Below are 22,547 nucleotides of genomic sequence, written 5' to 3' on the forward strand. Positions count from 1 at the left end.
ATTGTTTACATTCCTCCTTGCATTTAGAAGTTACTATCCTGTTTAGATTAACCATTTCTCACTCTAATATTAATAAAAAATAGCTGGATATATTAGTGAATGGGGAACATACTATACAAAAAGACAGGTGGATGCATGTATGAAACGGATATTATTTATGCCCTTCTTGCAAATGTCATCTGGTCATCACCAAGTAGCAAATGGAATAATAGATTCACTTCAGGAGACTAATGACTTGTTTGAATGTGAAAAAATCGACATATTGTCGTACAGTTACGGAAATGTTGAAGGATTCATATCAAAATTTTATTTAAAATGGATTTATCTCTTTCCCAACTTATACAGCTGGTTATATAAGAAATCTGCATATAAATATAAAAATGAGGCAAAACGTTTTTATTTTTATGAATGGTTGTTCCTCTATTGGATGGAAAAATTGATTAAAGAAAAAAGTCCGCAACTTATCATTTGTACACATGCATTACCTTCTTATTTGTTAAACCATTTAAAACAAAAAGGGAGTATATCTGTTCCAGTTATTAATGTCTATACCGATTATTTCATAAATCAAATTTGGGGATTGGAATGTATAGACTACCATTTTGTACCCACCAAAGAAATAAAAGAAGTTTTAATTGAGCGCGGAGTCAAGTCTGATCAGGTTCTTGTTACAGGGATTCCGATTCACCCACGATATAAGGCGCAGGCTAAGGTACATCATCAAAAAGACAAATTTTCGATTTTAATATCTGGAGGTAATCTTGGTATAGGTTTAATAAAAACATTTGTTGAAACGCTCCAACCTTCAGGGAAAATTAATTATACGGTGCTTTGTGGGGAAAATAATAAGTTGTTTAATTGGATTAAACAATTGAATAATCCGTTCATTAATGCTGTACCTTATATTTCATCGAAAGAAGAAATGAACAAATTGTACGATAAGGTTGACGCAATCATTACGAAGCCGGGAGGCGTGACGATAAGCGAATGTCTATTTAAAAGAATTCCTATCTTTATTTATCATGAGTTGCCTGGTCAGGAAGAAATTAATTTACAAAATTTAAAAAAGTGGGGTCTTGTGTATCACTTGGAGTGTTGGCGAGAAACCCCTAATTTTGAGGAAAAAATACTAAAGGTATTACATTGCGACAAGCTTCAGAAATTGCTGAATCAACAATTAAATACTTATCATCAACATTTATCAAAAGAGAAAGTTTCTCTCTTCATTGAAAAGCTATTAGCTGAGAACAACATAGGTAAATAACATGGTTATCGCTAAATATCATGGGATGAGGAAAGTCACCATCCTTATCCTGAAATAGAGAAGAGGCTGGTCAATTAAAGTTGTTGACTGATTCTTATTCGACCAACGGATACAGGAATAATCCGATACTTTTTTTCAAACTTAATCGAAATCAACAATTTTTAAAATAAATATTTTATTGCTTTTTCGTGAGTAAAGAATAGAAAAGAAAAGTTAGTGAAATTCTCTCTAGTAATAACGAAAAAATATGGATTATGGAAGAAAGAAAAATTTCACTATGTACTCTTAAATTCTATGATATAAGAACTATAAGGCAGGAATCTATTTTGAAATTTTCAAAATAGATTTTTTTATTTATCGTAAAGATCCCCTAAAGAATGAATAAATGAGGTTTAAGACAACAATGATTCAACAGACAACAAGTGAATTACAAGTAATAAGTGCTGATTAATTGAACTTTTAAGGATTTAGAAGGTTTATTAACTAGAAGTATAAACTGCTAATTAAAGGGGTAAAATAGCGATTGTTCCAATTGACAATTAATAATTGGAAATGAATACATTTTATTTTAATAGAATTTAGAATTCAAAAGACAAAAGGAGGTGTTAATCATGACAGTAGTAAATGACATTAAGACAGTTATAGCAGAATTGAAAAGTGCTCAGGCAAGCTTTGAAACATTTGCTCTAAGTACAGAAAATCAACAAGCGAAGTCGCTTTACCAAGATGCTGCTACACAAACCCAATCTATTGTAGATAGTATTGAACCTCGACTTCAACAAATACTACAAGAAGAACCTCAATACAAACAGGAATAATTAATATTGAGAGACAAAAGGTTGGTTACCTCAACTTTTTGTCTCGAAAATAATGCATAAAATATAGAGGTGAAATCATGATTTCCAAAACAACAAAATTGAAAGTTGCTATTTTAATATTAATGGTTATTGGATTATGCTCTGGTTGTAACGGAAATCAGAAACAATTTGCTGATACTAATGAGGATTTTAATGATTCACTCGAGAAAGTAAGTAATCCAATCAGTCAATCGGTCGCTAATCAAGTAAAAGAAAATATCAGCACAGAAGAGGAAATATCAGATGTAAAAGCTGTGAATTCTGATAAAGAGTTATTAGTGGCCATAAAAGTGAAACAATTTGATCGTTTCCAATTAAAAAAGATTGAGAAGAAGTTAAAATCAGATCTGGAAAAAATGCATCCAGATTATAAAGTCTTGGTTTCTTCCGATCAAAAAATGTATTTTGAACTTGATAAATTGGAACAGAAACTTCTAAAGAATAACTTGAGTATGAAAAAGCTAGAAAAAGATATAAAAAAAATCAAAAGTCTCATGAAGGAACAATCGTAGAGGAAGAGGGGCTTGCTCCCATGTCGAATAATAAAAAGAAACAATTGACACCAGTACAACAGGAATATCAAGATCTTCAAAAGCAACACGAAATAAAAAGACCTGTAATTCGAAATTGTATAAAGGCATTTTTTACTGGTGGATTTATTTGCCTTATCGGGCAGCTTATTCAAACATTCTATATATATTTCTTTGATTTTACAGATCAAACCGCAGCAAATCCAACAGTTGGAACATTAATATTTATTGCCATGCTTCTAACTGGATTTGGAGTTTATGATAGAATCGCCCAATTCGGTGGAGCTGGTTCAGCTGTTCCAGTTACCGGATTTGGTAACGCGATTATTTCTGCTGCAATTGAACATCGAACAGAGGGATTTGTGTTAGGTGTAGGGGGCAATATGTTTAAACTTGCTGGTTCCGTAATTGTATTTGGCGTATTTTCTGCATTTGTTATTGCTTTGATTAAAACAATGTTAATACAGTGGGGTGGTTTGTAATGTTAGCGGGTCATCGTACATGGATCTTTGATCATAAACCTGTCATTATTTCCACTGGAACAGTTGGTGGACCATTTGAGGCAGATGGAGCTATAGCAGACGATTTTGACCTTCTGCATTCGGATTTATGGCTGGCTCAAGATTCATATGAAAAAGCACATAAAATTCTTTTTGAAGAAGCTTGTCAAAAAGCACTAGAAAAAGGAGGAATCCAAAAGGAACAGGTACAATTTCTTCTCGCTGGTGATCTGATTAATCAAATTACCCCAACGAGTTTTGCAAGTCGAACTATTGGAGCACCTTATTTTGGTTTGTTTGGTGCTTGTTCGACATCTATGGAAGGCTTAGCACTAGGTGCTTATATTATTAACACAAATGGTGCTAAATATTTATTAACAGGGGCTTCAAGCCATAACACTGCCGTTGAAAAACAGTTTCGATACCCAACTGAATATGGTGGACAAAAACCACCTACTTCACAATGGACGGTAACAGGTGCTGGGGCGGCTTTATTAAGTTCTTCCGGAGAAGGACCCCGTGTCACTTCTGCTACGATAGGCCGTGTAATTGATATGGGGTTGACTGATCCTTTTAATATGGGAGGGGCTATGGCTCCAGCTGCGGTAGATACAATTGAGGCGCATTTAAAGGAACGAAACATTGATCCTTCTTATTACGATTTAATTGTAACAGGTGACCTCGGTAGAATAGGCCAGGAAGCATCCTTTGATTTATTCAAAAAGCATGGCATCCCCATTGTAGAAAAACAATACCAAGATTGTGGTCTTATGATTTATCGAGAAGGACAACCAATTTTGGCGGGAGCAAGTGGTGCAGGTTGCTCAGCGACAGTCGTTTATGGCCATTTATTAAATAGAATGAGAAAAGGTGAATTTAAAAGAATGTTAGTAGTAGCTACAGGTGCTTTGTTATCTCCCCTGTCCTTTCAGCAAAATGAAACGATTCCTTGTATCGCACATGCGGTTTCGATCGAATACGGGGGTGAAGAATAGATATGATCTTTTTTTGGGCTTTTGTTGTTGGTGGCTTTATTTGTGTAATTGGACAAATTATGTTTGATGTGTTCAAACTTACTCCGGCACATACGTTAAGTACCCTTGTAGTGATTGGTGCTATTTTAGATGGGGTAGGTTTATATGAACCGTTGATTGATTTTGCTGGCGCAGGAGCTTCGGTGCCTATTACAAGCTTCGGTAATTCTCTGGTACACGGTGCTATGCAAGAAGCTGAAAAACACGGTTTAGTTGGTGTACTTACAGGGATGTTTGAAGTGACGAGTTCAGGAATTTCATCTGCGATTATTTTCGGTATGTTGGGTGCGCTTATTTTTAAACCAAAGGGATAAGGAGAATGAAAGATGACCGTTGTTTCAGATGTAAAAAAATGCCTCGCCAGTCTTAAAGGAGTAGAAGCTAGTCTTTCCAATTTAGCGGAACGGACACAAGATTATGAATCCAAACAAACCATACATCAAACCATGATGACAGTGTCCGAGGTAGTTGAGGATTTAAAAAAAAGAGTTGGAGAATTGGAAAGTGAAGAATTTCAATATAAAGGATTTTAAAAATAAAGGAGGTCTTTTATATTATGCCTGAATGGCTTGATGTCATAGTTCGATCGTTAACGTTTGTGATTTTTCTGTTTTTCGTTACGAAGATGCTAGGTAAAAAACAAATTTCCCAACTTTCATTTTTTGAATATGTTACTGGAATAACCATAGGAAGCATAGCAGCAGAAGTTATTATGGGATTAGAACAAAACATGTTTTTAGGCTTCGTAGCGATTGTAATCGTTTCTATTTTACCGTTTTTAGGTGGTATCGTTTCTTTGAAAAGCAAAAAGTTTCGCGATTTTACTGAAGGCAAAGGGACTATATTCATCAAAGATGGCAAGATTATGGAAGAAAATTTAAAAAAGGAAAGATACACAGTGGATGAAATGTTAGAATTACTTCGAAAGAAGGATGTCTTTCAAGTTTCTGATGTGGAATATGCAGTATTAGAGGCAACTGGAGAGCTATCTGTCCTGTTGAAGAAAGAAAATCAACCTTTAACAGCAAAGGATTTAAACATTAAAGTAGCTTCAATTAAGGAGCCACAGACTGTTATTATGGATGGCAAGATTCTGGATGAACCCCTTTCTACCATTGGGTATAATCGGGGATGGTTAAAGACCGAACTTGAAAAACTTGAGGTCACTATTGAAAATGTTTTTGTAGGGCAAGTAAACTCCTATGGGGAATTAACGGTAGATGTCTTTGATGATAAGCTACAAGTTCCATCTCCTCAAGAAAGGCCATTAATCCTTGCCACAATGAAAAAATGCCAAGCGGACTTAGAATTATTTGCGCTTTCAACAGAAAATAAGGATGCCAAGAAGTTATATGTAAAAAACAGTGAATTACTACAAAATGCTATTGATAAAGTTACCCATATCTTAAAGAGTTAAATCTACCATATTAGGGTTGACCTTATTTAGCAAGTTCTTATGAAGGAGATGAACCCAAACAAGCGATAAATTTCGAACAAAATAGTGAACTTCTATAAGTTTAGATAAATTATTATGGCCAATACGGAAGTAAATGCGATTAATATAATTAGAATGAAGTTACTATACTTAAATTTTGGTCTGATAATGATATAAAAAATTAGAATGCAAATGAGACAGGTTACTAAGACTGCTAAATTTTCTAATGTAGTTGGATAAAGATTAAACATATGATTACCAATCCTTCTTAATTTAGCTTAACCAACCTAGCCATAAAGTATTGTAGTACCAAAAAATAATCAAACAAATTTAGGCTTTCCCAATAAATCTTGGTGTTGGCTTTATCAGTTTAGACAAACATGCTAGAAACGATACTATTGAGGTTTTATCAAACAAAGGCTGTCTAAGGGAAAGTAACCTAGGGGGGCTTTAGTTGAACAAGTGGCTGCCTGTAAGGGGAGCTTTTTCTTATTGATCTCACTAAGCAGTTTAGTGAAACATTGACTTGTAAAATAAAAAACACAAGTGGAAATAGGATACCACTTGTGTTTTTTGACTTTAATTATAGGTGAAATTTTTAAGCTATGCTCATAACAGACCTTATCCTAATCGGTCTCCTTTCTTTACTTTTTGTTGTGGTTCTATAAGAACAACACCCTGTTCTGCATATACTCCCATCACTAAAACCTCAGAACTAAAACCAGCAACTTTCATAGGAGGAAAGTTAACTACTCCTAATACTTGTTTACCAATTAGTTCATCCAAATCATAACAATCTGTTATTTGAGCACTACTTTGTTTAATCCCTATCTCTTCTCCAAAGTCAACCCACAGTTTATATGCTGGTTTTCTTGCTTTAGGGAATGCTTCTGCTTTGGTAATTTCTCCAACACGCATATCTAGCTTTTGAAAATCGTCGAAAGTTGCCATAGTAATGCCTCCTATAATTTGTTTTCGCCTTATTTATTGAGATAAGGAGTTTTGTTCTTCATGTCTATCTTTAATAACTATTAAGACCCCTAAGAGAATTAAAACAGAGCCTATCCAAAAGGTTATACTAATCGTTTCACCTAGTATTAACCATCCTAATATTGTTCCAACAACGGGTTGAACGAAAAAGAAAACTCCACCACTGGAGGCATTTAGCATTTGTAATCCACGATTCCATAATAGAAATGCAATAGATGTCGATATTACACCCAAATAAATTAATCCTCCCAAAATGGTTGGATTAGTTAAATCGTTTAGATCAATTTGTGGTAATTTTGTTATTACAAAAGGAGTTAAAACAACAAAAGCAATTAAGGTAGCATAGGTCGTAACGACAATTTGTGAATAATCACTAGGTAGACGTTTTATGAGTACAGACATTAACGCCCATGTTAATGCTGCTATAATAAGTGATACTCCACCAAGCATGCTAGACATATTAATATCATCCATTCCAACAATGGTAATCACACCAATAGTGGCTAAACAAACTGAAATAGCCTTCTTTAAAGTTAAACGTTCTTTAAGGATTAAACTAGCAAACAAAACCATAAATGCTGGTGTTGTAGAAGTTATTATAGCACCCATTTGTGCAGTAGAAAGCATTGTACCTGTTTCTTGAGTAACAATGGAAATGACGTACCCTATTATTGAAATAGCAATTATAATGCCAAAGTGACGTCTTTTAACTCTCCAATTTTGTCTAGTCACGAGTCCAATTATGACTAGTGCCACTAGCGCTATTAAATAACGCATCCATACAAGTTCTAATGGTGGTATGACTGCCACTAATATTTTAACGACAACATACATACCTCCCCAGATACTCGAAGCTAATATTAAATATAAAGAACCAATAAGTGTATTTTTCATTTTATACCCTCCGTTTTATTTTAGGCTAGATATGCCCTAACGGAGAGAAGTAGTATTATAATTTTCTCTCCATTAGAAGCGGGAGAGTACTACTGGTACATCGTTTTCGAATAAAGGTGCTAAAAACAAGATTATTCACTCCTTTTTAATATTAAGTAACGCATTTATTTTAGCAAATAACTATCCTAATTAAAATATAATAGGAGGTTGAAAATTAATAATATTAGAAAATCTATTTTGCCTAACGAAGTGCAATGCCAATATTATGATGGAGCTAACGGTTGGTTTAGTTAAAGATTGTCGGTTGCTTAAGATAATAAGAACAAAGTTCAAATAGAGGATTTTGATTTTCTCAGTCGAATAATTTAAGTGGTTATATCGAAACAGAAACGATATAAGAATGGGATTATGGTTTTAACTTCAAATAACAGAATCTTAAATTTTAGATTTGAGGGGAGAAAATATTATTTGTTTATTCGTGAATATAACGATAGTGATGAAACAGGATGGGTTCGATGTAGAACGCTGTCATTTCTAAATACAGCCTACTTTGATAATGTTTTAAATAAAAAGGAAATCTATGAAAATCCGGCAATCGAACTAGTTGCAGAATTAAACGGACAAATTGTTGGACTCATCGATGTTGAATATGAAAAGGAAGAAAAGACAGTTTGTTCTAGGGGAGAAGGTTTAGGAGGTATGATCTGGCATATTGCTGTTCATCCAGATTATTATCGACAAGGAATTGGCGAGCAATTACTTCAAGAAGCGGAAAAGCGAGCAATCGATTTGAGTTTAAATCGATTTGAAGCGTGGACTCGAGATGACTTTTGGGTACAGAATTGGTATGAAAAAATGTTGTTTAATAAAGTCGATTCATACTACCATATTTACTTTGAAGGAAATGAAATGAAAAATCGGATTCAAAATACCATACCTAAACTCTACTTAGTCAATACATTCGCTCATTACGTAGGAGAAGAGATTGAGCAATTTAAAACAACCAATCAACGAATTTATGAATGTGTTTGCTATGAAAAATATCTCAATAATATATAGTACTTCTTCAACTAACGGGGCAAGTTTCTTCAATAAGGTAAGATGCACTTTACAACAATAATTGTTGAAAGTGATGAGGGGTTTGTTGGGTAATTGTAATTAATGAAACATGAAATCCAAGTTGCCATAGGTTAAGAAAAGGACGGATTAGGAGGTGTGCAAAATAGATAAATTCACGAAATGGTTTATAGCTTCATTTATATTGGGGATTGTAGGGTTAATAGCAGTTTTTTTCGTGGAAGATATTGCGAGGATAACTGGTGAAATGAATCGAAGCATATTGTTAATTGGCACTATTACTATATTCATTTTAATTCTATCTTCGTTATTTAGTATTGTTAAAGCTAATTCAAATAGAATCAAAAGAGAATTAGTTATCTCCGTATTTTTTGCCATAATTCCTTTATCAGCTTTAGTAATAAATGGGTTAATTTTTACTGTTTATTTTGTAGGCAAATAAAAGGTGCTATTGTGAAGAAATGTATTTAAAGTAACGGGTGGCTTTAGTTAAAGAACATTGAGCTGCTAAGACGGCTCTTTTTTCTTCTTGAACTAACAGGGCAGGTTAGTTCAAGAAGGACAATATTTAAGTATTTTATGAGAAACAAAATAGGGGGTGTTCTAATGCATACAGACAACAAATCAGTATTAGAATTAGTGCAATTTGATGAATATGACGTATTAGGGTTAATAGAACTTTCTGCATCAGTTAACTGGGATTATGATGAACATGAAATTAGTACTGTTATGTCATCTGGGAAAATATTCGGACATAAAAATGCTGAGGGGAAAATTGTCTCGAGTGCCGCAATAATATCTTATGATACTGATTTAGCTTCCATTGGTATGGTTATCGTTAATAAAGAATATAGAGGTTTAGGCTTAGGAAAAAAAGCTACTCAGAAATGTATAGACAGTGTCTCTAAAGATACCTCTATAATGTTAATTTCAACTGAAGATGGGAAACCCCTATATGAAAACTTGGGTTTTATTACTGTTGACTATGTACATAAGTATTTAAGTGATAGTTATATTCAGACTAAAATGTCTATTAATCAAGAAATAACCTTAGGGAAATACAGTGAGAATGATTTTAATGAAATTGTTGAATTAGATTCGGCTGCGTTTGGTGATAAGAGAAGAAAATTTCTTCTTAACCGGATAGAACAATCAAAGCTATGTTTGGTCGTTAGAAATCAAAAGGGGAAAATTATTGGATATGGATTGTCTATATTAGGACCAATAAATCTAATATTGGGACCTATTGTAGCACCGAATCCCCAAACCGCAGCTTTAATAGTCGATGAGTTAGCTCTTAATCATCAAGGAAAGTTAAGGATTGATGTACCTTCCAGTAATAAGGAGTTAATGTTTTTCTTGCAGAAAAGTGGATTTATAAAAGTTAGTGAACCGCCCATTATGATAAAAAACTCTGTTAATATGCCATACAGGAATAAGGAGTTATTTGCTATTGCTGCCCAAATCTTTGGGTAAGGACAGAAATACCTTATTCAACAAACAGGTGCTTTAGCAGAAAATCATCGTGCTGCTTAGTTGAAGAAGATCAATATAGTATTTTAAAAGAGGTGTTACTTTGATAAAAGGTTTATATGAAGCACACTTACCAGTAAGTAACTTAGAAAATTCAATTTTATTTTATCAAAATTTAGGATTAGATATAGCCTATAAACAAGATAAACTAGCTTTTTTCTGGATTGCAAAAGGTGAAAGTTGGCTTGGTTTATGGGAAAGCGATAAAGTTAAGATACCTTATCATCCTTCGATACGTCATATCGCGTTTCGAGTAGAGAAAGAGGATATCATCTTCGCTAAGAAATGGTTGAGTGAAAAAGGAATAGGTATTCGTTCTTCATTTGGCTTTGATGAACATCGTCAACCACTTGTATTACCTAATAATCCTCATGCACATGCTGCGATTTATTTTGATGATCCAGATGGTAATTCAATTGAGTTCATCACTCCAATTAGATTAGATTTTCAAGAAGATTTTAAGATGATGACATTTGAAGAATGGCTGAAACGATAGGAGTCACAGCAGAAAACTTTCTTCAACTAACAACTAACGGATGCTTTCGTTCAATAAGAACTACTAAATTAATTTAACTTGATTACAAGGTTTTGGATAAGTTAAATGAGAACTAAATTTTATCCATCTTGGATTGAAGAGGATGTAAAGGTGGATATAAAGTAAAACCTATTATTTACCATTGAATAAGAACGTTCGTTCGGCATATAATATGAGAACAGATGTTCCTTATGAGAGGAGTAAATAATATGTATGAAGGGTTAGAAAGTCGGAAAATAATATGTATTGATATGCGGAGTTTCTTTGCGAGCTGTGCGGCGGCCGATGCGGGGCTGGATGTGATGAATACACCCATTGCGGTGATTGGTAATATGGAGCATAAGGGAAGTATTGTACTCGCAGCATCTCCTATGATGAAGAAAAAATTTGGTGTGAAAACAGGAACACGGCTATTTGAAGTTCCAGATCATCCGTCTATTCATTTAATTGAGCCGAAGATGGAATTTTTTGTTCGAGTTTCCGTTGAAATCGTTCGCTATTTAAATCAGTATGTTCCGAATGAAGCAATTCATGTGTATAGTATCGATGAGTGTTTTGCTGATTTAGGCGGTACCGAAAAGCTTTGGGGTCCAATCGAAAAAACAATTAAGCGAATCCAAGACGGCATGTACAGTCAGTTTCAATTGCCGTGCGCTGTTGGGATGGGACCAAACATGCTGATGGCAAAGCTTGCGCTAGACTTAGAAGCAAAAAAGACAGGTTTCGCGGAGTGGACGTATGAGGATGTGCAAAAAAAATTATGGCCCGTTACTCCTTTAAGTGAGATGTGGGGCATTGGTTCTCGTTTAGAGAAGACATTGAATAATATGGGGATTTTTACAGTTGGGCAGTTAGCGCAAACTTCTCTCGCTACATTAGAAGCAAAATTTGGTGTCATGGGCAACCAACTTTACCATCATGCGTGGGGAATTGACTTGTCCGAGCTTGGCGCTCCTTTAGTGAATGGACAAATCAGTTACGGGAAAGGCCAAGTATTGTATCGTGATTACTGTACAAAAAAAGAAGTGATGGCAGTGATTTTAGAAATGTGTGAGGATGTCGCTAGACGCGCCAGAGAAGCGAACATGGCAGGAAGAACCATCCATCTTCAAGTCGGATACAGCAAGGATTCATTTGGAGGGGGATTTAATCGTTCTCGCTCGATAGAAGAACCGACAAATGCCACGATGAAAATATATAAAGTATGCGAACAGATTTTTGATGAGTTTTATGATCATCGTCCTGTTCGTAGGCTGGCGATTTCTATTACCAATTTAGAGCCGGAATATTCGATGCAGCTCAGTTTGTTTGAAGAGGGAAAGTGGAAGGAACGAAAGTTAGGAAAAACAATGGATTTGCTGCGAAGCAAATACGGCTCCACTGCAATTCTACGCGCTGTATCCTATACAGAAGCAGGAACAGCGTTGAAACGTGCTGGTTTGCTTGGAGGGCATAAAAAGTAGAAGCGAGAACCAATCGAACGTTTTTGAACCCAAACGAAAACATGACGTAATTCCTAAAGGACAACGTTATGTTTTTTTCGAGTAGGTATGACATTGTGATGGCAACTGTTGTTAAACCAATAATGAGACCGAATTTTGTTAAATTAATCTAGATTTTTTGCGTAGATTTTCTCTGACATATCTAAAAAATTTATATTGATAAATCCCATGAAATATGTCCAACCTATGCCGATAATAAAAATATATAGATAAAGAGATATTTAATACTAGGAGAAAATACTTTTGATAAATCAAAAAAATAGGAAAAGATTATTAATTACGTCAATTATTTTGGTTATGCTCGTATGCTTAGAAGGCTTTCAAGCGACTTCAATGAGTGCTTCAACAATCCGTGTTGCCTGTGTGGGCGATAGCATTACTTATGGATATGGGTACCCTGCCGAATTACAAACCCTGCTTGGTACCAGTTATAGTGTGGAAAACTTTGGTTACAGCGGCAGGACTGCGATGAGCACTGGCGACAAGCCATATGTGAATGAAAAAATTTTTCAGGACAGTTTAAATTACTTACCGGATATTGTTGTAATTATGTTTGGAACGAATGATTCAAAAGTACAAAACTGGGTGAGTAAAGAGGAATTTAAAAAGCAATATAAAGAGCTTGTGCAGTCCTATACTCAGTTAAAATCAAAACCCGTTGTCTATCTCAATACACCAGCAACTCCCTTTTATGTTGATGGAAAAGCAGAAGGCCCAATGGAATTTAATATTCAGAAGGATATGGTCCATGAAGCAGCTGAAGCTGTACGGGAAATAGGAAAAGAGCTTGGATTACAAGTAATTGAAATTAATGATATAACAAAGAACCATCCAGAATGGTTTAGAATAGACGGAATCCATCCAAATGCAGACGGAGCAAAAGCAATTGCCAATATGGTATACGATGCCATCAAAAAATAATTTATTATTTCAACCAAATCTGATTCAGCTTTAGAGCCGGATATTCGAAATGATCGAACGTTTACATGCGTTCGATTTTTTTGTTTTAAGATACGGACTTCAACTTTCCTATTTTGGAAGGGTATTCTCTCCTATATGTGGAATTAAATATAAAGGGAGAATAAGCGAATGAAAATGAAAAGTCTATATCTTATGAATTTTGTTTACATATTACTGTCGCTATACATGTTCCTCATCGCAAGAAAGTATATATTTGTAGATGAAACCGCGAGAAGCGCAGTGAGCACACTAGCTATAGGGATTATTGGAAGTATGAATACATTTTATATTAATCAAGATCGACTACAAAAAGCTTTCAAGCATTTACTCGCGATTTATACAATAGGACTAATAAGCTTAACTATATTATTTAATATGGAATTACCTATTTATACGTACAAAGATGCAATAGCTAAAATAGAGAGCGAAACTGGTGAAGAAGTGGGTAAAGGAAAAGAAGTTAAAAAAACGATTGGTCACTATATTATCGAAACAAACGGTGGCACATACTTGTTTAATGTAGAAAGTGGAGATTTTGCGAAGAGACAGGAAAATGCAAAGGAGAGATAGAAAGTGAGCTACAAAAACACTTTTATCCTGGTATCTGAAGATTTATCAGTGGAAACTGCCGTCATACCGATGCCGAGAAAAGAAAAACCAACTATTGCTTCAATTGAGTATGAATTAATCTACAATAATCCTTATAAATACACGCAAGACGATGTGCAATTTCAAACTTATGTCATAAAAAATGAGTTTGAATCAGACCAGCTAGACGAACTTCGCGAACAATTTTTCTCCAAACCTAAAGCATGCTTTAGAGCCTCTCCATTAGTTAAAAAATATGGATGGGGAATTCACTATAATGAAGAAGGAAAAGTCTCCATCTACGAAATGAATAGTAGACCATATCATCAATTTCTTCATTCGGATGAAACCACGATTTTAAAAGGAATGCGATCTAAGCGTAAATAAAGAGGGAGGACTTGAATTGGAACAAATGATATTTCATCATATGGAAACCGTACGAACAATAACAGAGAAGTCAATTAAAACGATACCAGAAGAGATTGCGGATATAGTACCAAAAGGTTTTAATAATAATATTCGTTGGAATTTCGGTCACATTGCATATATCCAAGAAAAACTCGTTTATGGTGTTTTGGGTGAAAAGATGAGCGTTCCAAATGAATATGAAGAGCTATTTAGTGCAGGAACAAAGCCCGCTGATTGGAAAAAGACGCCTCCTTCTTTAGCGGAAATTTCAGTAGTATTAAGCGAACAAAAACTCAGAATAAATAAATCTCTCCAAGGAAATTTGTATAAGGAGCTACCAAAACCATTTACAAACAAAGCTGGCATCACTTTTAATACCTTAGGAGAAACCTTTCTGTTCAGCTTTTACCATGAAGCACTTCATATGGAAGCAATTAAAAGAATTTATCTAGAATGCAAAAAATGAATATGTAGTTGTGATCGTAAAAAAAGTTTTCTGCCCGGATAAGAAAAAATATGACCGGATAGATAAATTTCTGTCCATATAAAACTATTTGTGACCGCATAAAGAATATGGAGATATCAATATGAACTTAAAGTCTTTCTCAGTGGAGTATCTGTAGCTTTTTCTATCATACTCTTTAGATTGATAGATGAACACGTTTATAGAATGCCTATTATCTTTGGTGCAATCTTAGTAGGTTTGTTCGCAGGCGCATTAGTTATAATAATTCATTCTATACCGAATTTAAATAAAGAAATGAACAAATACATCTTTTATACACTATCAAGTATAGTTTTGTTGTGTATAGTTGGTTCCTACTATTTATTTGATTTATAACAACAGACAGTGTTAAGGAGTCGATTTTATTGGAGTATCAATTTCCAGAGTTTATATATTTAAGACCAGTATTTATCGGTTTCATTATCATTTTACTCGTATTATTATTCGGAGTTATTTTTCTAAATAAAAACATAGTGAACCTATTTTCAGTTGTAAGTATAACGTTCATTTGTATATCCGTCTCTGCTATAACGCTTTATTCAAGTGGATATATTGTAGATGAGTATAATTTAGCCGGAGATCCTATTTCTTTTTACATGTTTTTTGTCATACTAGTATTAGCTTTTCTTAATTTAATTATTTTTATGACAAGATATAAAAAGAGCATGTTGTGAAGCATGCTCTCAGCTTGTCAACAAAAGGCTTCGAGATTTCATCCTCTCAATACCTTTCGATTTTGCCTAGAGAAATCTTTAACTTATATAATATTCATTAGGTAATTATTCAATAGATTGATTGGAGCGGAGGCGGCGACTCCAGCGGGAAAAGCGGGACAGTCGAGACCCTGGACTGAGCCTTGCGAAGGAAGCGGCTCGGCCCCCGCCCGCGGAACGCGTCCGCCAGGAGCGGAAATCCCAATTCTATTTATCAAACTTTTTATTTTAAAAAAAGACTATAGAGAAACTCAAAATCCTAAGAGTTTTTCTACAGTCTGAGAGCATGTTGTGAAATATGCTCTTTTGTCTGTTTTATTTATTACGTACGAGAATGAACTTTTTCACCTTGCACCCAAACTTCTCGAATGTTTTCCGGGCGAACTAAATACATTATTTTTTGGAAGACATCGTTTAAGTCCTCAATCGAATTAAAAATAGGTAGTCTTGCGGATGGTAAAAGAGTATCAATGATTTGTACATCCCATGCATAGTTTTCTTCTAAACGACCAATTGGTAAGCTTAAACTTTCCCCACCACCAGCAGTTGCGAAGTAAAACGCCTCATTAATGGTAATCCGTGAATTTGACACACCGCGTTCATCTGCAGGTAATGACGTATTCACACCATCCTCTAACATTCTGGATGATATAACAGCTTGTCTAGCATTATCGAAAAGACTAGGTGAAAATCCACCGGAAATATCCGATCCTAACCCAATCTCAACACCTTTAGAATGCAAATGAGCGATTGGTATGACGCTATTTGCAAAGTAAGCATTGGAAACGGGGCAGTGGCTGACAGCCGTTCCCGTTTCTGCAAATAACTCTGCATCCGCATCATTTAAAAAATTACAATGAGCCATCACAGATTTTTCGCGTAGAAGCCCGAAATCATTTAAAGCAAACGCGTCATTCTTCTGAAAACGATTTTGTACATACTCATGTTCCCAATCACTTTCACTGCAATGCGACTGTATATATGTATCATATTTAGCAGCTAAATCTCCCAAACCTTTTAAGGCATCGTCTGTACAGCTAGGAATAAAGCGTGGCGTAACTACAGGATAGACACCTTGTTTAGTAGATTTTGCTAACTCTTTCACTGCAAGGATAAATTCCTCTGTATCTTCTAGTGCGGTCTGCGTGTCTGTATCTCGATAGAAATCAGGATTTTCTTCTTGAGAATCCATTACTACTTTTCCAACTAGACCTCGCTGCCCTTTTTCGGCACAGATTTCAGCTAGCAAGAGGCTCGCTTCCTTATGAACAGTTGCAAAATAAAGTGCAGTAGTTGTTCCGTTTGCTAAAAGCGTGTTTACTACTTCATCGTATACATTTTTTGCAAATGCTAAATCAGAGAATTTAGATTCTAGAGGGAAAGTATATGTGTTAAGCCAATCATAGAGTGGAATGTCTAATGCTGTTCCAGCTTGAGCCCATTGGGGTGCGTGTACATGAAGATCAATAAATCCGGGTAAAAGATATTGTCCATAGGCTAAACGTTGAAAATTTTCACTGTCATGATAAGTCTCCAGTAAGGTTACATAATCCGTGTCATCTGGAGCAATTATTCTTTCAATCATTCCGTTCGAATTAATGCAGAAAAGATAATCTTTTAAAATTTGAACTTCTTTTGATGACTTACTTGAAAAAGCAGTTCCTTGAAATATTTGCGTATATTTTTCCATAAATTACACCTTATTGTTCGTATTTTTATAATTACAGTTGTTATTATAGAGGATAAAAAATAATTAGTCTATTTAAAGAGGAGATAGTTACCTAAGTACCGAATACTATTTACAAACATGGGGGTGCTGTGTAATGTATTTATACTTTAATGGCTTAATAATTAGGGAAGGTACCAAGGGGGTACCGGCACAATATGTAGAACAACTTTTTGAAGATGCTGGATGGGCGAGAAATACTCCAGATTGGCAGAAAGAAAAATTCTCATTAATATTCAATAATTCTACTTGGGCATTTACTGTATGGAAGGAGAATAAAATGATAGCAATGATTCGAGTTATTTCGGATCAAATAATGGTGGCAAACATTTTAGATTTAGTTGTATTATCTGAATATCGCGGGACAGGTATCGGTAAAAAGCTAGTGGAACTATGTGTACAGAAATTGCCTCACGGTGATTGGTTTGCTCATACTTCTTCCAACAATTTTAAATTCTACGAAAAGTGTGGGTTTGAAGTGAAAGATATCTCTCAAAACGGAACTTGTGCATATTATGGATATATACAAGCAAGAAAAGAAGGACATAGATAAAAGAAGAAGCCCTTGCCAAGTGTTTTTAACGGGAAGAGCTACTTCTTTTTTTACTGATGTTTGTTTTGAAATTCAACCATGAAATTGCTTAGTGCTTGGCATGCTTCTAAAGGAACAGCGTTATAAGTAGATGCACGGCAGCCACCTACAGATCGATGTCCATTTAAGCCTACAAAACCTGCCTCTTTTGCTTCCACTAAAAACTGCTTTTCCAGTTCTTCATCAGCTACTCGGAAAGTGATGTTCATAAGAGAACGGCTTTCAGGAGAAGCATGTCCAGTATAAAAACCATTGCTATGATCAATAACATCGTAGATAACTTTTGCTTTTTCCTCATTTAGTTTGGCGATTTCTGTTAGTCCACCTTTTTCTTCCATCCAATTCAACACTTCTCCTAACATATAAATACCGAATGTAGGGGGTGTATTATATAAAGAATTGTTCTCAACAAATGTACTGTACTTTAGCATAGTTGGAATTTCTGTGTTTGCAGTTTCAAGAAAATCTTTGCGGATAATAACAACAGTTACACCAGATGGACCAAGATTTTTCTGTGCACCAGCATAAATCATACTAAATTTACTTACATCAACAGGTTTAGACATAATATCACTAGACATATCCGCAATTAAAGGAACATCCCCAGTATCTGGGAAGTCAAACCAGCCTGTACCATAAATTGTGTTATTTGAAGTTAAATGTACATAAGCAGCATCTGAATCATATTGCATATCTTGTAATGAAGGAATGTTCCGATACTTGTTTTCTTTTGTACTTGCAACCTGATAAGGTTCTCCAAACAATTTTGCCTCTTTAAATGCTTTCTCTGACCAAGAACCAGTCATAATATAACCAGCTTTTTGTCCACTTTTTAGAAAATTCATTGGGATCATAGAAAATTGTAAGCTTGCTCCACCTTGCAAGAAAAGTACTTCATAATCATCTGGAACAGAAAAAAGTTTTTTCAAACGGGCAATTGCACCATTATGTATTTCCTCGAATGTTGAACTACGATGACTCATTTCCATTATGGACATTCCTGTACCACGGAAATTAATCAGTTCTCTTTGTGCTTTTTCTAGTACCTCTAACGGAAGTGCAGAAGGCCCTGCGTTAAAATTATAAGCACGTGTATTAGTTTGATTCAAATGAAACACTCCTTGTCGATATAAATTTTTTCATGTTAAAAGTATATACTGTTTTGTAGCTTTAGTTAGCTAAAGTAGCAAAATTTTTTTAAAAAAGTGAATAAAGTGTTAACAATAAATTTATTTCCGCAACAATAGGTATAGTTATTTCAGAATCCGAATAATTTTGTTTTCGTACCTTTCCCAATGTTCAAACATTTGCTAAACTAGTAAAGTCTTAATATGTAAATATGGGGGAAAAATTGTGAGGGTTTTTTTAGATTTAGGATGGTTTTTTAAAGAAAGGAAAAAGCAGTATTTAATAGGAATTCTAATGCTGATGTTTGTTGCTTTTCTCCAGCTACTACCGCCAAAAATAATTGGATATGTAGTAGATGAAATAAGTAAAGGAACATTAACTACAGCATTTTTAGTAAAATGGCTCGGTATACTTGCCCTTGCTGCTACAGGGATGTATATCTTGCGTTACTATTGGCGTATTATGATTTTCGGATCAGCCATCTATTTAGCGAGACTGCTAAGAAGGAATCTTTTTCATCATTTTACTAGAATGTCTCCATCGTTCTATCAAAAAAAACGTGTTGGGGATTTAATGGCCCATGCAACGAATGACTTGTCAGCAGTACAGCAGACAGCAGGCGCAGGCGTATTGACTCTAGTAGATTCTATTACAACAGGTGGATTTGTTATTGCAGCCATGGCATTTACGATTAACTGGAAACTAACGATTATTGCACTTTTACCGCTTCCGCTTATGGCCATTTTAACAAGTTATTACGGCAAGCTTTTACACCAACGTTTTCGTTATGCACAGGAAGCATTTTCCGATTTAAATGATAAAGCACAGGAAAGTATTTCAGGTGCTAAAGTTATAAAAACATTTGGGCAAGAGAAAGAAGATACGGAAGAATTTGTTCAATTGTCCCAAGAAGTAGTAGAAAAAAACATTCGTGTTGCAAAGGTAGATTCCTTATTTGATCCTACAATATCACTTATAGTAGGAGCATGTTTCTTCTTATCTATTATATTCGGTACTCGTTTTATCCTTGCTGGTGAAATGACTATTGGTGACTTATTTGCTTTTACATCCTATTTAGGACTACTAGTATGGCCTATGTTAGCATTTGGATGGCTATTTAACATTGTCGAGCGAGGTAGTGCCTCCTATGATCGAATTAAGAATTTGCTTGAGGAAAAAGTAGAGATTGATGATAAAGAAGGAGCTTTAGATCAAAAACCTGAAGGAGATTTACAATTTAATCTAGAGGAATTCAAATTTCCAGAAGATGATCGAGTTGCCTTACATGATGTTCATTTTACTTTAAAACGTGGTGAAACGTTAGGGATTGTTGGAAAAACTGGTTCTGGAAAGACTGCTATATTAAAGCTATTAATGAGAGAGTTTGAAGGTTATCAAGGTGAAATTATCTATGGTAATCATTCCATTGATGCGTATAAGAAAAAAAGCTTACGTGAAGCTATTGGATATGTACCACAAGATCATTTTTTATTCTCCACAACAGTTGCTGGGAATATAGCCTTTGCAAATGCTAGCGCTACAAGTGAACAGGTGGAAGAAGCGGCGAAGCTAGCATATATTCATGAGGATATATTGCAATTCACAGATGGCTATAAAACAATCGTTGGAGAACGTGGGGTTTCTTTATCTGGAGGTCAAAAGCAACGTATTTCGATTGCTCGGGCATTACTGATGGAACCAGAGCTCCTCATTTTAGATGATTCCTTATCTGCAGTTGATGCGCGAACAGAGGAAGCTATTTTAGAGGCATTAAAAGAAAAACGCACGGATGAAACTACTATAATAACTTCTCATCGTTTAAGTGCTATTCAACATGCCCATCAAATTATTGTAATGAGTGAAGGAACTATTATTGAAAAAGGCTCTCATGACCAATTGATGGACTTAAAAGGAATGTATTATGAAATGTATCAATTACAGCAACTAGAATCTTTAGTTGAAAAGGGCGGTGAGTTACAATGAACGAGAAGCAACCACAGCTAACTGGAAAAGACCAATGGATGATTTTAAAAAGATTATTAACATACTTAAAACCACATACGAAAGCAGTATGTATCGCTTTATTTTTACTAGTATTAACTGTAACAGGAGATATATTGGGCCCATATTTAATCAAGGTTTTTATGGACAATTATTTAACACCTAAAAGTTTTCCAACTGGACCTTTAGTAGGATTAGCGCTAGGTTATATATTTATACAAATCGGGAATGTAATCATTAGTTATTTCCAACTTTTAAAATTCCAAGAAATTGCACTGAAAATTATTCAACAAATGCGAATTGATGTGTTTTCTAAAGTGCATAAGTTGGGGATGCGATACTTTGACAAAACGCCAGCCGGCAGTATTGTGTCACGTGTAACAAATGATACAGAAGCTATCAAAGATATGTTTGTCAGCGTATTAGTAGGCTTCCTTCAAAGTGGTTTTTTAATAGTTGGTGTTTATATTGCTATGTTTATATTGAATGTAAAATTAGCATTGTTCGCAACGATTTTATTACCTATAATGTTTATAATCATTCGAACATATAGAAAGTACAGCTCTGTCGTTTATCAGGATTTACGTGAAAGACTGAGTCAATTAAATGCAAAGCTTGCAGAATCTTTACAAGGTATGACTATGATTCAAGCTTTCAGACAAGAAGACCGTTTACAGGATGAATTTAATGATATTAATGACTCACACTGGAATGCAGGAAAACGTAATATTAAGTTAGATAGTATTCTTCTTCGTCCTGCGATCGATTTAGTGTACGCCTTAGCCATTATTATGGTATTAAGCTACTTTGGGATAACTTCTATGAACAATTTCGTAGAAGTAGGGGTAATTTATGCTTTTGTAACTTATATAGATCGATTCTTTGAACCAATCAATCAAGTGATGCAACGTCTTTCGATATTTCAACAAGCAATCGTTGCGGCATCCAGAGTGTTCACTTTGCTAGACGAGAAAGATTTAGCCCCTGCTCAAAAGGATAATGCAAAAGCTAAAATTGAAGAAGGAAAAATTGAATTTCAACATGTAACGTTTTCATACGATGGTAAAACGGATGTGTTAAAAAATATCTCCTTCACAGCAGAACCTGGTCAAACAGTAGCTCTAGTAGGACATACGGGAAGTGGAAAAAGCTCCATTATCAACTTACTAATGCGTTTTTATGAGTTTGAACAAGGTGATATTAAAATAGACGGGCATTCAGTTAAGGATTTTAAAACAGAAGAAATCCGAGAAAAAGTAGGCCTTGTGCTTCAAGATCCGTTTTTGTTTTATGGTGATATTGAAAGTAACATCCGATTACATGATAAAGATATGTCTGAAGAGGAAGTTAAGGCAGCAGCAGAATTTGTGCAAGCTAACAACTTTATTGAAAAGCTACCGTTTTCATATAAACAAAAAGTGACAGAAAGAGGATCTACATTCTCTAGCGGACAAAGACAATTGGTGGCATTCGCACGTACAATTGCTACAAATCCAAAAATTTTAGTTTTGGATGAAGCAACAGCAAATATAGATACAGAAACTGAAGTGGCAATCCAAAGTAGCTTAGAGAAGATGCGTAAAGGTAGAACTACAATAGCCATCGCCCATCGATTAAGTACGATTCAAGATGCTGAATTAATATTAGTACTACATCACGGAGAAATTGTTGAACGAGGTACACATCAAGAACTCTTGAACGAAAAAGGTTTGTATCATAAAATGTATCTACTTCAGAATGGCGTTGTTGAAGGCGTAAGGTAATACCAATCATTT

At 34.9% G+C, this 22,547-nt stretch carries 25 protein-coding genes; 21 read left to right on the forward strand and 4 right to left on the reverse strand.

Annotated elements, in window-relative coordinates:
• Nucleotides 1–139 precede the first annotated feature (139 nt).
• The 8 genes from AM499_RS06290 (at nucleotide 140) to AM499_RS06325 (ending at nucleotide 5,602) form a co-directional block, all read left to right on the forward strand.
• The gene (locus AM499_RS06290) at nucleotides 140–1,264 is read left to right on the forward strand and encodes an MGDG synthase family glycosyltransferase (protein WP_053589391.1); all 1,125 of its coding nucleotides are present in this window, start codon (nucleotides 140–142) and stop codon (nucleotides 1,262–1,264) included.
• A gap of 611 nt (nucleotides 1,265–1,875) precedes the next feature.
• Nucleotides 1,876–2,082 carry a DUF1657 domain-containing protein gene (locus tag AM499_RS06295; RefSeq protein ID WP_053589392.1) on the forward strand — a complete coding sequence of 69 codons (207 nt, stop codon included), beginning with the start codon at nucleotides 1,876–1,878 and terminating at the stop codon, nucleotides 2,080–2,082.
• A gap of 77 nt (nucleotides 2,083–2,159) precedes the next feature.
• Nucleotides 2,160–2,633, forward strand: coding sequence for a YhcN/YlaJ family sporulation lipoprotein (locus AM499_RS06300; protein ID WP_053589393.1), 474 nt, complete (start codon nucleotides 2,160–2,162; stop codon nucleotides 2,631–2,633).
• 20 nt (nucleotides 2,634–2,653) lie between these two features.
• The gene (gene spoVAC / locus AM499_RS06305) at nucleotides 2,654–3,133 is read left to right on the forward strand and encodes a stage V sporulation protein AC (protein WP_053589394.1); all 480 of its coding nucleotides are present in this window, start codon (nucleotides 2,654–2,656) and stop codon (nucleotides 3,131–3,133) included.
• Nucleotides 3,133–4,146, forward strand: a complete 1,014-nt coding sequence (gene spoVAD, locus AM499_RS06310; protein WP_053589395.1) for a stage V sporulation protein AD — start codon at nucleotides 3,133–3,135, stop codon at nucleotides 4,144–4,146. Before spoVAC ends, spoVAD begins: the two co-directional genes overlap by 1 nt.
• A 2-nt stretch (nucleotides 4,147–4,148) precedes the next feature.
• On the forward strand, nucleotides 4,149–4,499 hold the full coding sequence (spoVAE, locus tag AM499_RS06315; RefSeq protein WP_053589396.1) for a stage V sporulation protein AE: 351 nt from the start codon (nucleotides 4,149–4,151) through the stop codon (nucleotides 4,497–4,499).
• A gap of 12 nt (nucleotides 4,500–4,511) precedes the next feature.
• Nucleotides 4,512–4,718: a DUF1657 domain-containing protein gene (locus tag AM499_RS06320; RefSeq protein ID WP_053589397.1), complete on the forward strand. Its 207-nt coding sequence runs from the start codon at nucleotides 4,512–4,514 to the stop codon at nucleotides 4,716–4,718.
• A gap of 23 nt (nucleotides 4,719–4,741) precedes the next feature.
• Nucleotides 4,742–5,602, forward strand: coding sequence for a DUF421 domain-containing protein (locus AM499_RS06325; protein WP_053589398.1), 861 nt, complete (start codon nucleotides 4,742–4,744; stop codon nucleotides 5,600–5,602).
• A 639-nt stretch (nucleotides 5,603–6,241) separates the two neighbouring features.
• On the opposite strand, the gene AM499_RS06330 is transcribed toward AM499_RS06325, so the two are convergent.
• Nucleotides 6,242–6,571 carry a tRNA-binding protein gene (locus AM499_RS06330; RefSeq protein ID WP_053589399.1) on the reverse strand — a complete coding sequence of 110 codons (330 nt, stop codon included), beginning with the start codon at nucleotides 6,569–6,571 and terminating at the stop codon, nucleotides 6,242–6,244.
• Between the two features lie 33 nt (nucleotides 6,572–6,604).
• On the reverse strand, nucleotides 6,605–7,504 hold the full coding sequence (locus AM499_RS06335; protein ID WP_053589400.1) for a DMT family transporter: 900 nt from the start codon (nucleotides 7,502–7,504) through the stop codon (nucleotides 6,605–6,607).
• A 468-nt stretch (nucleotides 7,505–7,972) separates the two neighbouring features.
• Between AM499_RS06335 and AM499_RS06340 the strand changes: the two genes are divergently transcribed.
• The 10 genes from AM499_RS06340 (at nucleotide 7,973) to AM499_RS06385 (ending at nucleotide 15,286) form a co-directional block, all read left to right on the forward strand.
• Nucleotides 7,973–8,563 (forward strand): GNAT family N-acetyltransferase, encoded by a 591-nt coding sequence (locus AM499_RS06340; protein WP_053589401.1) that lies wholly within the window; start codon nucleotides 7,973–7,975, stop codon nucleotides 8,561–8,563.
• A gap of 154 nt (nucleotides 8,564–8,717) precedes the next feature.
• Nucleotides 8,718–9,023: a hypothetical protein gene (locus AM499_RS06345; RefSeq protein WP_053589402.1), complete on the forward strand. Its 306-nt coding sequence runs from the start codon at nucleotides 8,718–8,720 to the stop codon at nucleotides 9,021–9,023.
• A 164-nt stretch (nucleotides 9,024–9,187) separates the two neighbouring features.
• Entirely contained in the window at nucleotides 9,188–10,057 is an 870-nt protein-coding gene (locus AM499_RS06350; RefSeq protein ID WP_053589403.1) for a GNAT family N-acetyltransferase, read from the forward strand.
• A gap of 100 nt (nucleotides 10,058–10,157) precedes the next feature.
• Complete coding sequence (locus AM499_RS06355; protein ID WP_053589404.1) at nucleotides 10,158–10,610, forward strand: VOC family protein; 453 nt, start codon at nucleotides 10,158–10,160, stop codon at nucleotides 10,608–10,610.
• A gap of 248 nt (nucleotides 10,611–10,858) precedes the next feature.
• The gene (locus tag AM499_RS06360; RefSeq protein ID WP_053589405.1) at nucleotides 10,859–12,112 is read left to right on the forward strand and encodes a Y-family DNA polymerase; all 1,254 of its coding nucleotides are present in this window, start codon (nucleotides 10,859–10,861) and stop codon (nucleotides 12,110–12,112) included.
• Nucleotides 12,113–12,394: 282 nt separating this feature from the next.
• Complete coding sequence (locus tag AM499_RS06365; protein WP_053589406.1) at nucleotides 12,395–13,072, forward strand: GDSL-type esterase/lipase family protein; 678 nt, start codon at nucleotides 12,395–12,397, stop codon at nucleotides 13,070–13,072.
• A gap of 168 nt (nucleotides 13,073–13,240) precedes the next feature.
• Entirely contained in the window at nucleotides 13,241–13,681 is a 441-nt protein-coding gene (locus AM499_RS06370; RefSeq protein ID WP_053589407.1) for a hypothetical protein, read from the forward strand.
• 3 nt (nucleotides 13,682–13,684) lie between these two features.
• A complete protein-coding gene (locus AM499_RS06375) occupies nucleotides 13,685–14,086 on the forward strand; it encodes a DUF6157 family protein (protein ID WP_053589408.1) in 402 nt (133 codons plus the stop codon).
• 16 nt (nucleotides 14,087–14,102) lie between these two features.
• Nucleotides 14,103–14,573 carry a DinB family protein gene (locus AM499_RS06380; RefSeq protein ID WP_053589409.1) on the forward strand — a complete coding sequence of 157 codons (471 nt, stop codon included), beginning with the start codon at nucleotides 14,103–14,105 and terminating at the stop codon, nucleotides 14,571–14,573.
• Between the two features lie 404 nt (nucleotides 14,574–14,977).
• A complete protein-coding gene (locus AM499_RS06385) occupies nucleotides 14,978–15,286 on the forward strand; it encodes a hypothetical protein (protein WP_053589410.1) in 309 nt (102 codons plus the stop codon).
• Between the two features lie 361 nt (nucleotides 15,287–15,647).
• Here AM499_RS06385 and guaD read toward each other — a convergent pair whose 3' ends face one another.
• Entirely contained in the window at nucleotides 15,648–17,015 is a 1,368-nt protein-coding gene (guaD, locus tag AM499_RS06395; RefSeq protein ID WP_053589412.1) for a guanine deaminase, read from the reverse strand.
• 133 nt (nucleotides 17,016–17,148) lie between these two features.
• Here guaD and AM499_RS06400 point away from each other — a divergent pair, with 133 nt between their 5' ends.
• Nucleotides 17,149–17,604, forward strand: coding sequence for a GNAT family N-acetyltransferase (locus AM499_RS06400; RefSeq protein ID WP_053589413.1), 456 nt, complete (start codon nucleotides 17,149–17,151; stop codon nucleotides 17,602–17,604).
• A gap of 50 nt (nucleotides 17,605–17,654) precedes the next feature.
• Here AM499_RS06400 and serC read toward each other — a convergent pair whose 3' ends face one another.
• The gene (serC, locus tag AM499_RS06405; RefSeq protein WP_053589414.1) at nucleotides 17,655–18,752 is read right to left on the reverse strand and encodes a 3-phosphoserine/phosphohydroxythreonine transaminase; all 1,098 of its coding nucleotides are present in this window, start codon (nucleotides 18,750–18,752) and stop codon (nucleotides 17,655–17,657) included.
• A gap of 244 nt (nucleotides 18,753–18,996) precedes the next feature.
• Here serC and AM499_RS06410 point away from each other — a divergent pair, with 244 nt between their 5' ends.
• A complete protein-coding gene (locus tag AM499_RS06410; protein ID WP_053589415.1) occupies nucleotides 18,997–20,754 on the forward strand; it encodes an ABC transporter transmembrane domain-containing protein in 1,758 nt (585 codons plus the stop codon).
• A complete protein-coding gene (locus AM499_RS06415) occupies nucleotides 20,751–22,535 on the forward strand; it encodes an ABC transporter ATP-binding protein (RefSeq protein ID WP_053589416.1) in 1,785 nt (594 codons plus the stop codon). Before AM499_RS06410 ends, AM499_RS06415 begins: the two co-directional genes overlap by 4 nt.
• Nucleotides 22,536–22,547: the final 12 nt, after the last annotated feature.

The sequence above is a fragment of the Bacillus sp. FJAT-22090 genome (assembly GCF_001278755.1).
Classification (GTDB): Bacteria; Bacillota; Bacilli; order Bacillales_A; family Planococcaceae; genus Psychrobacillus.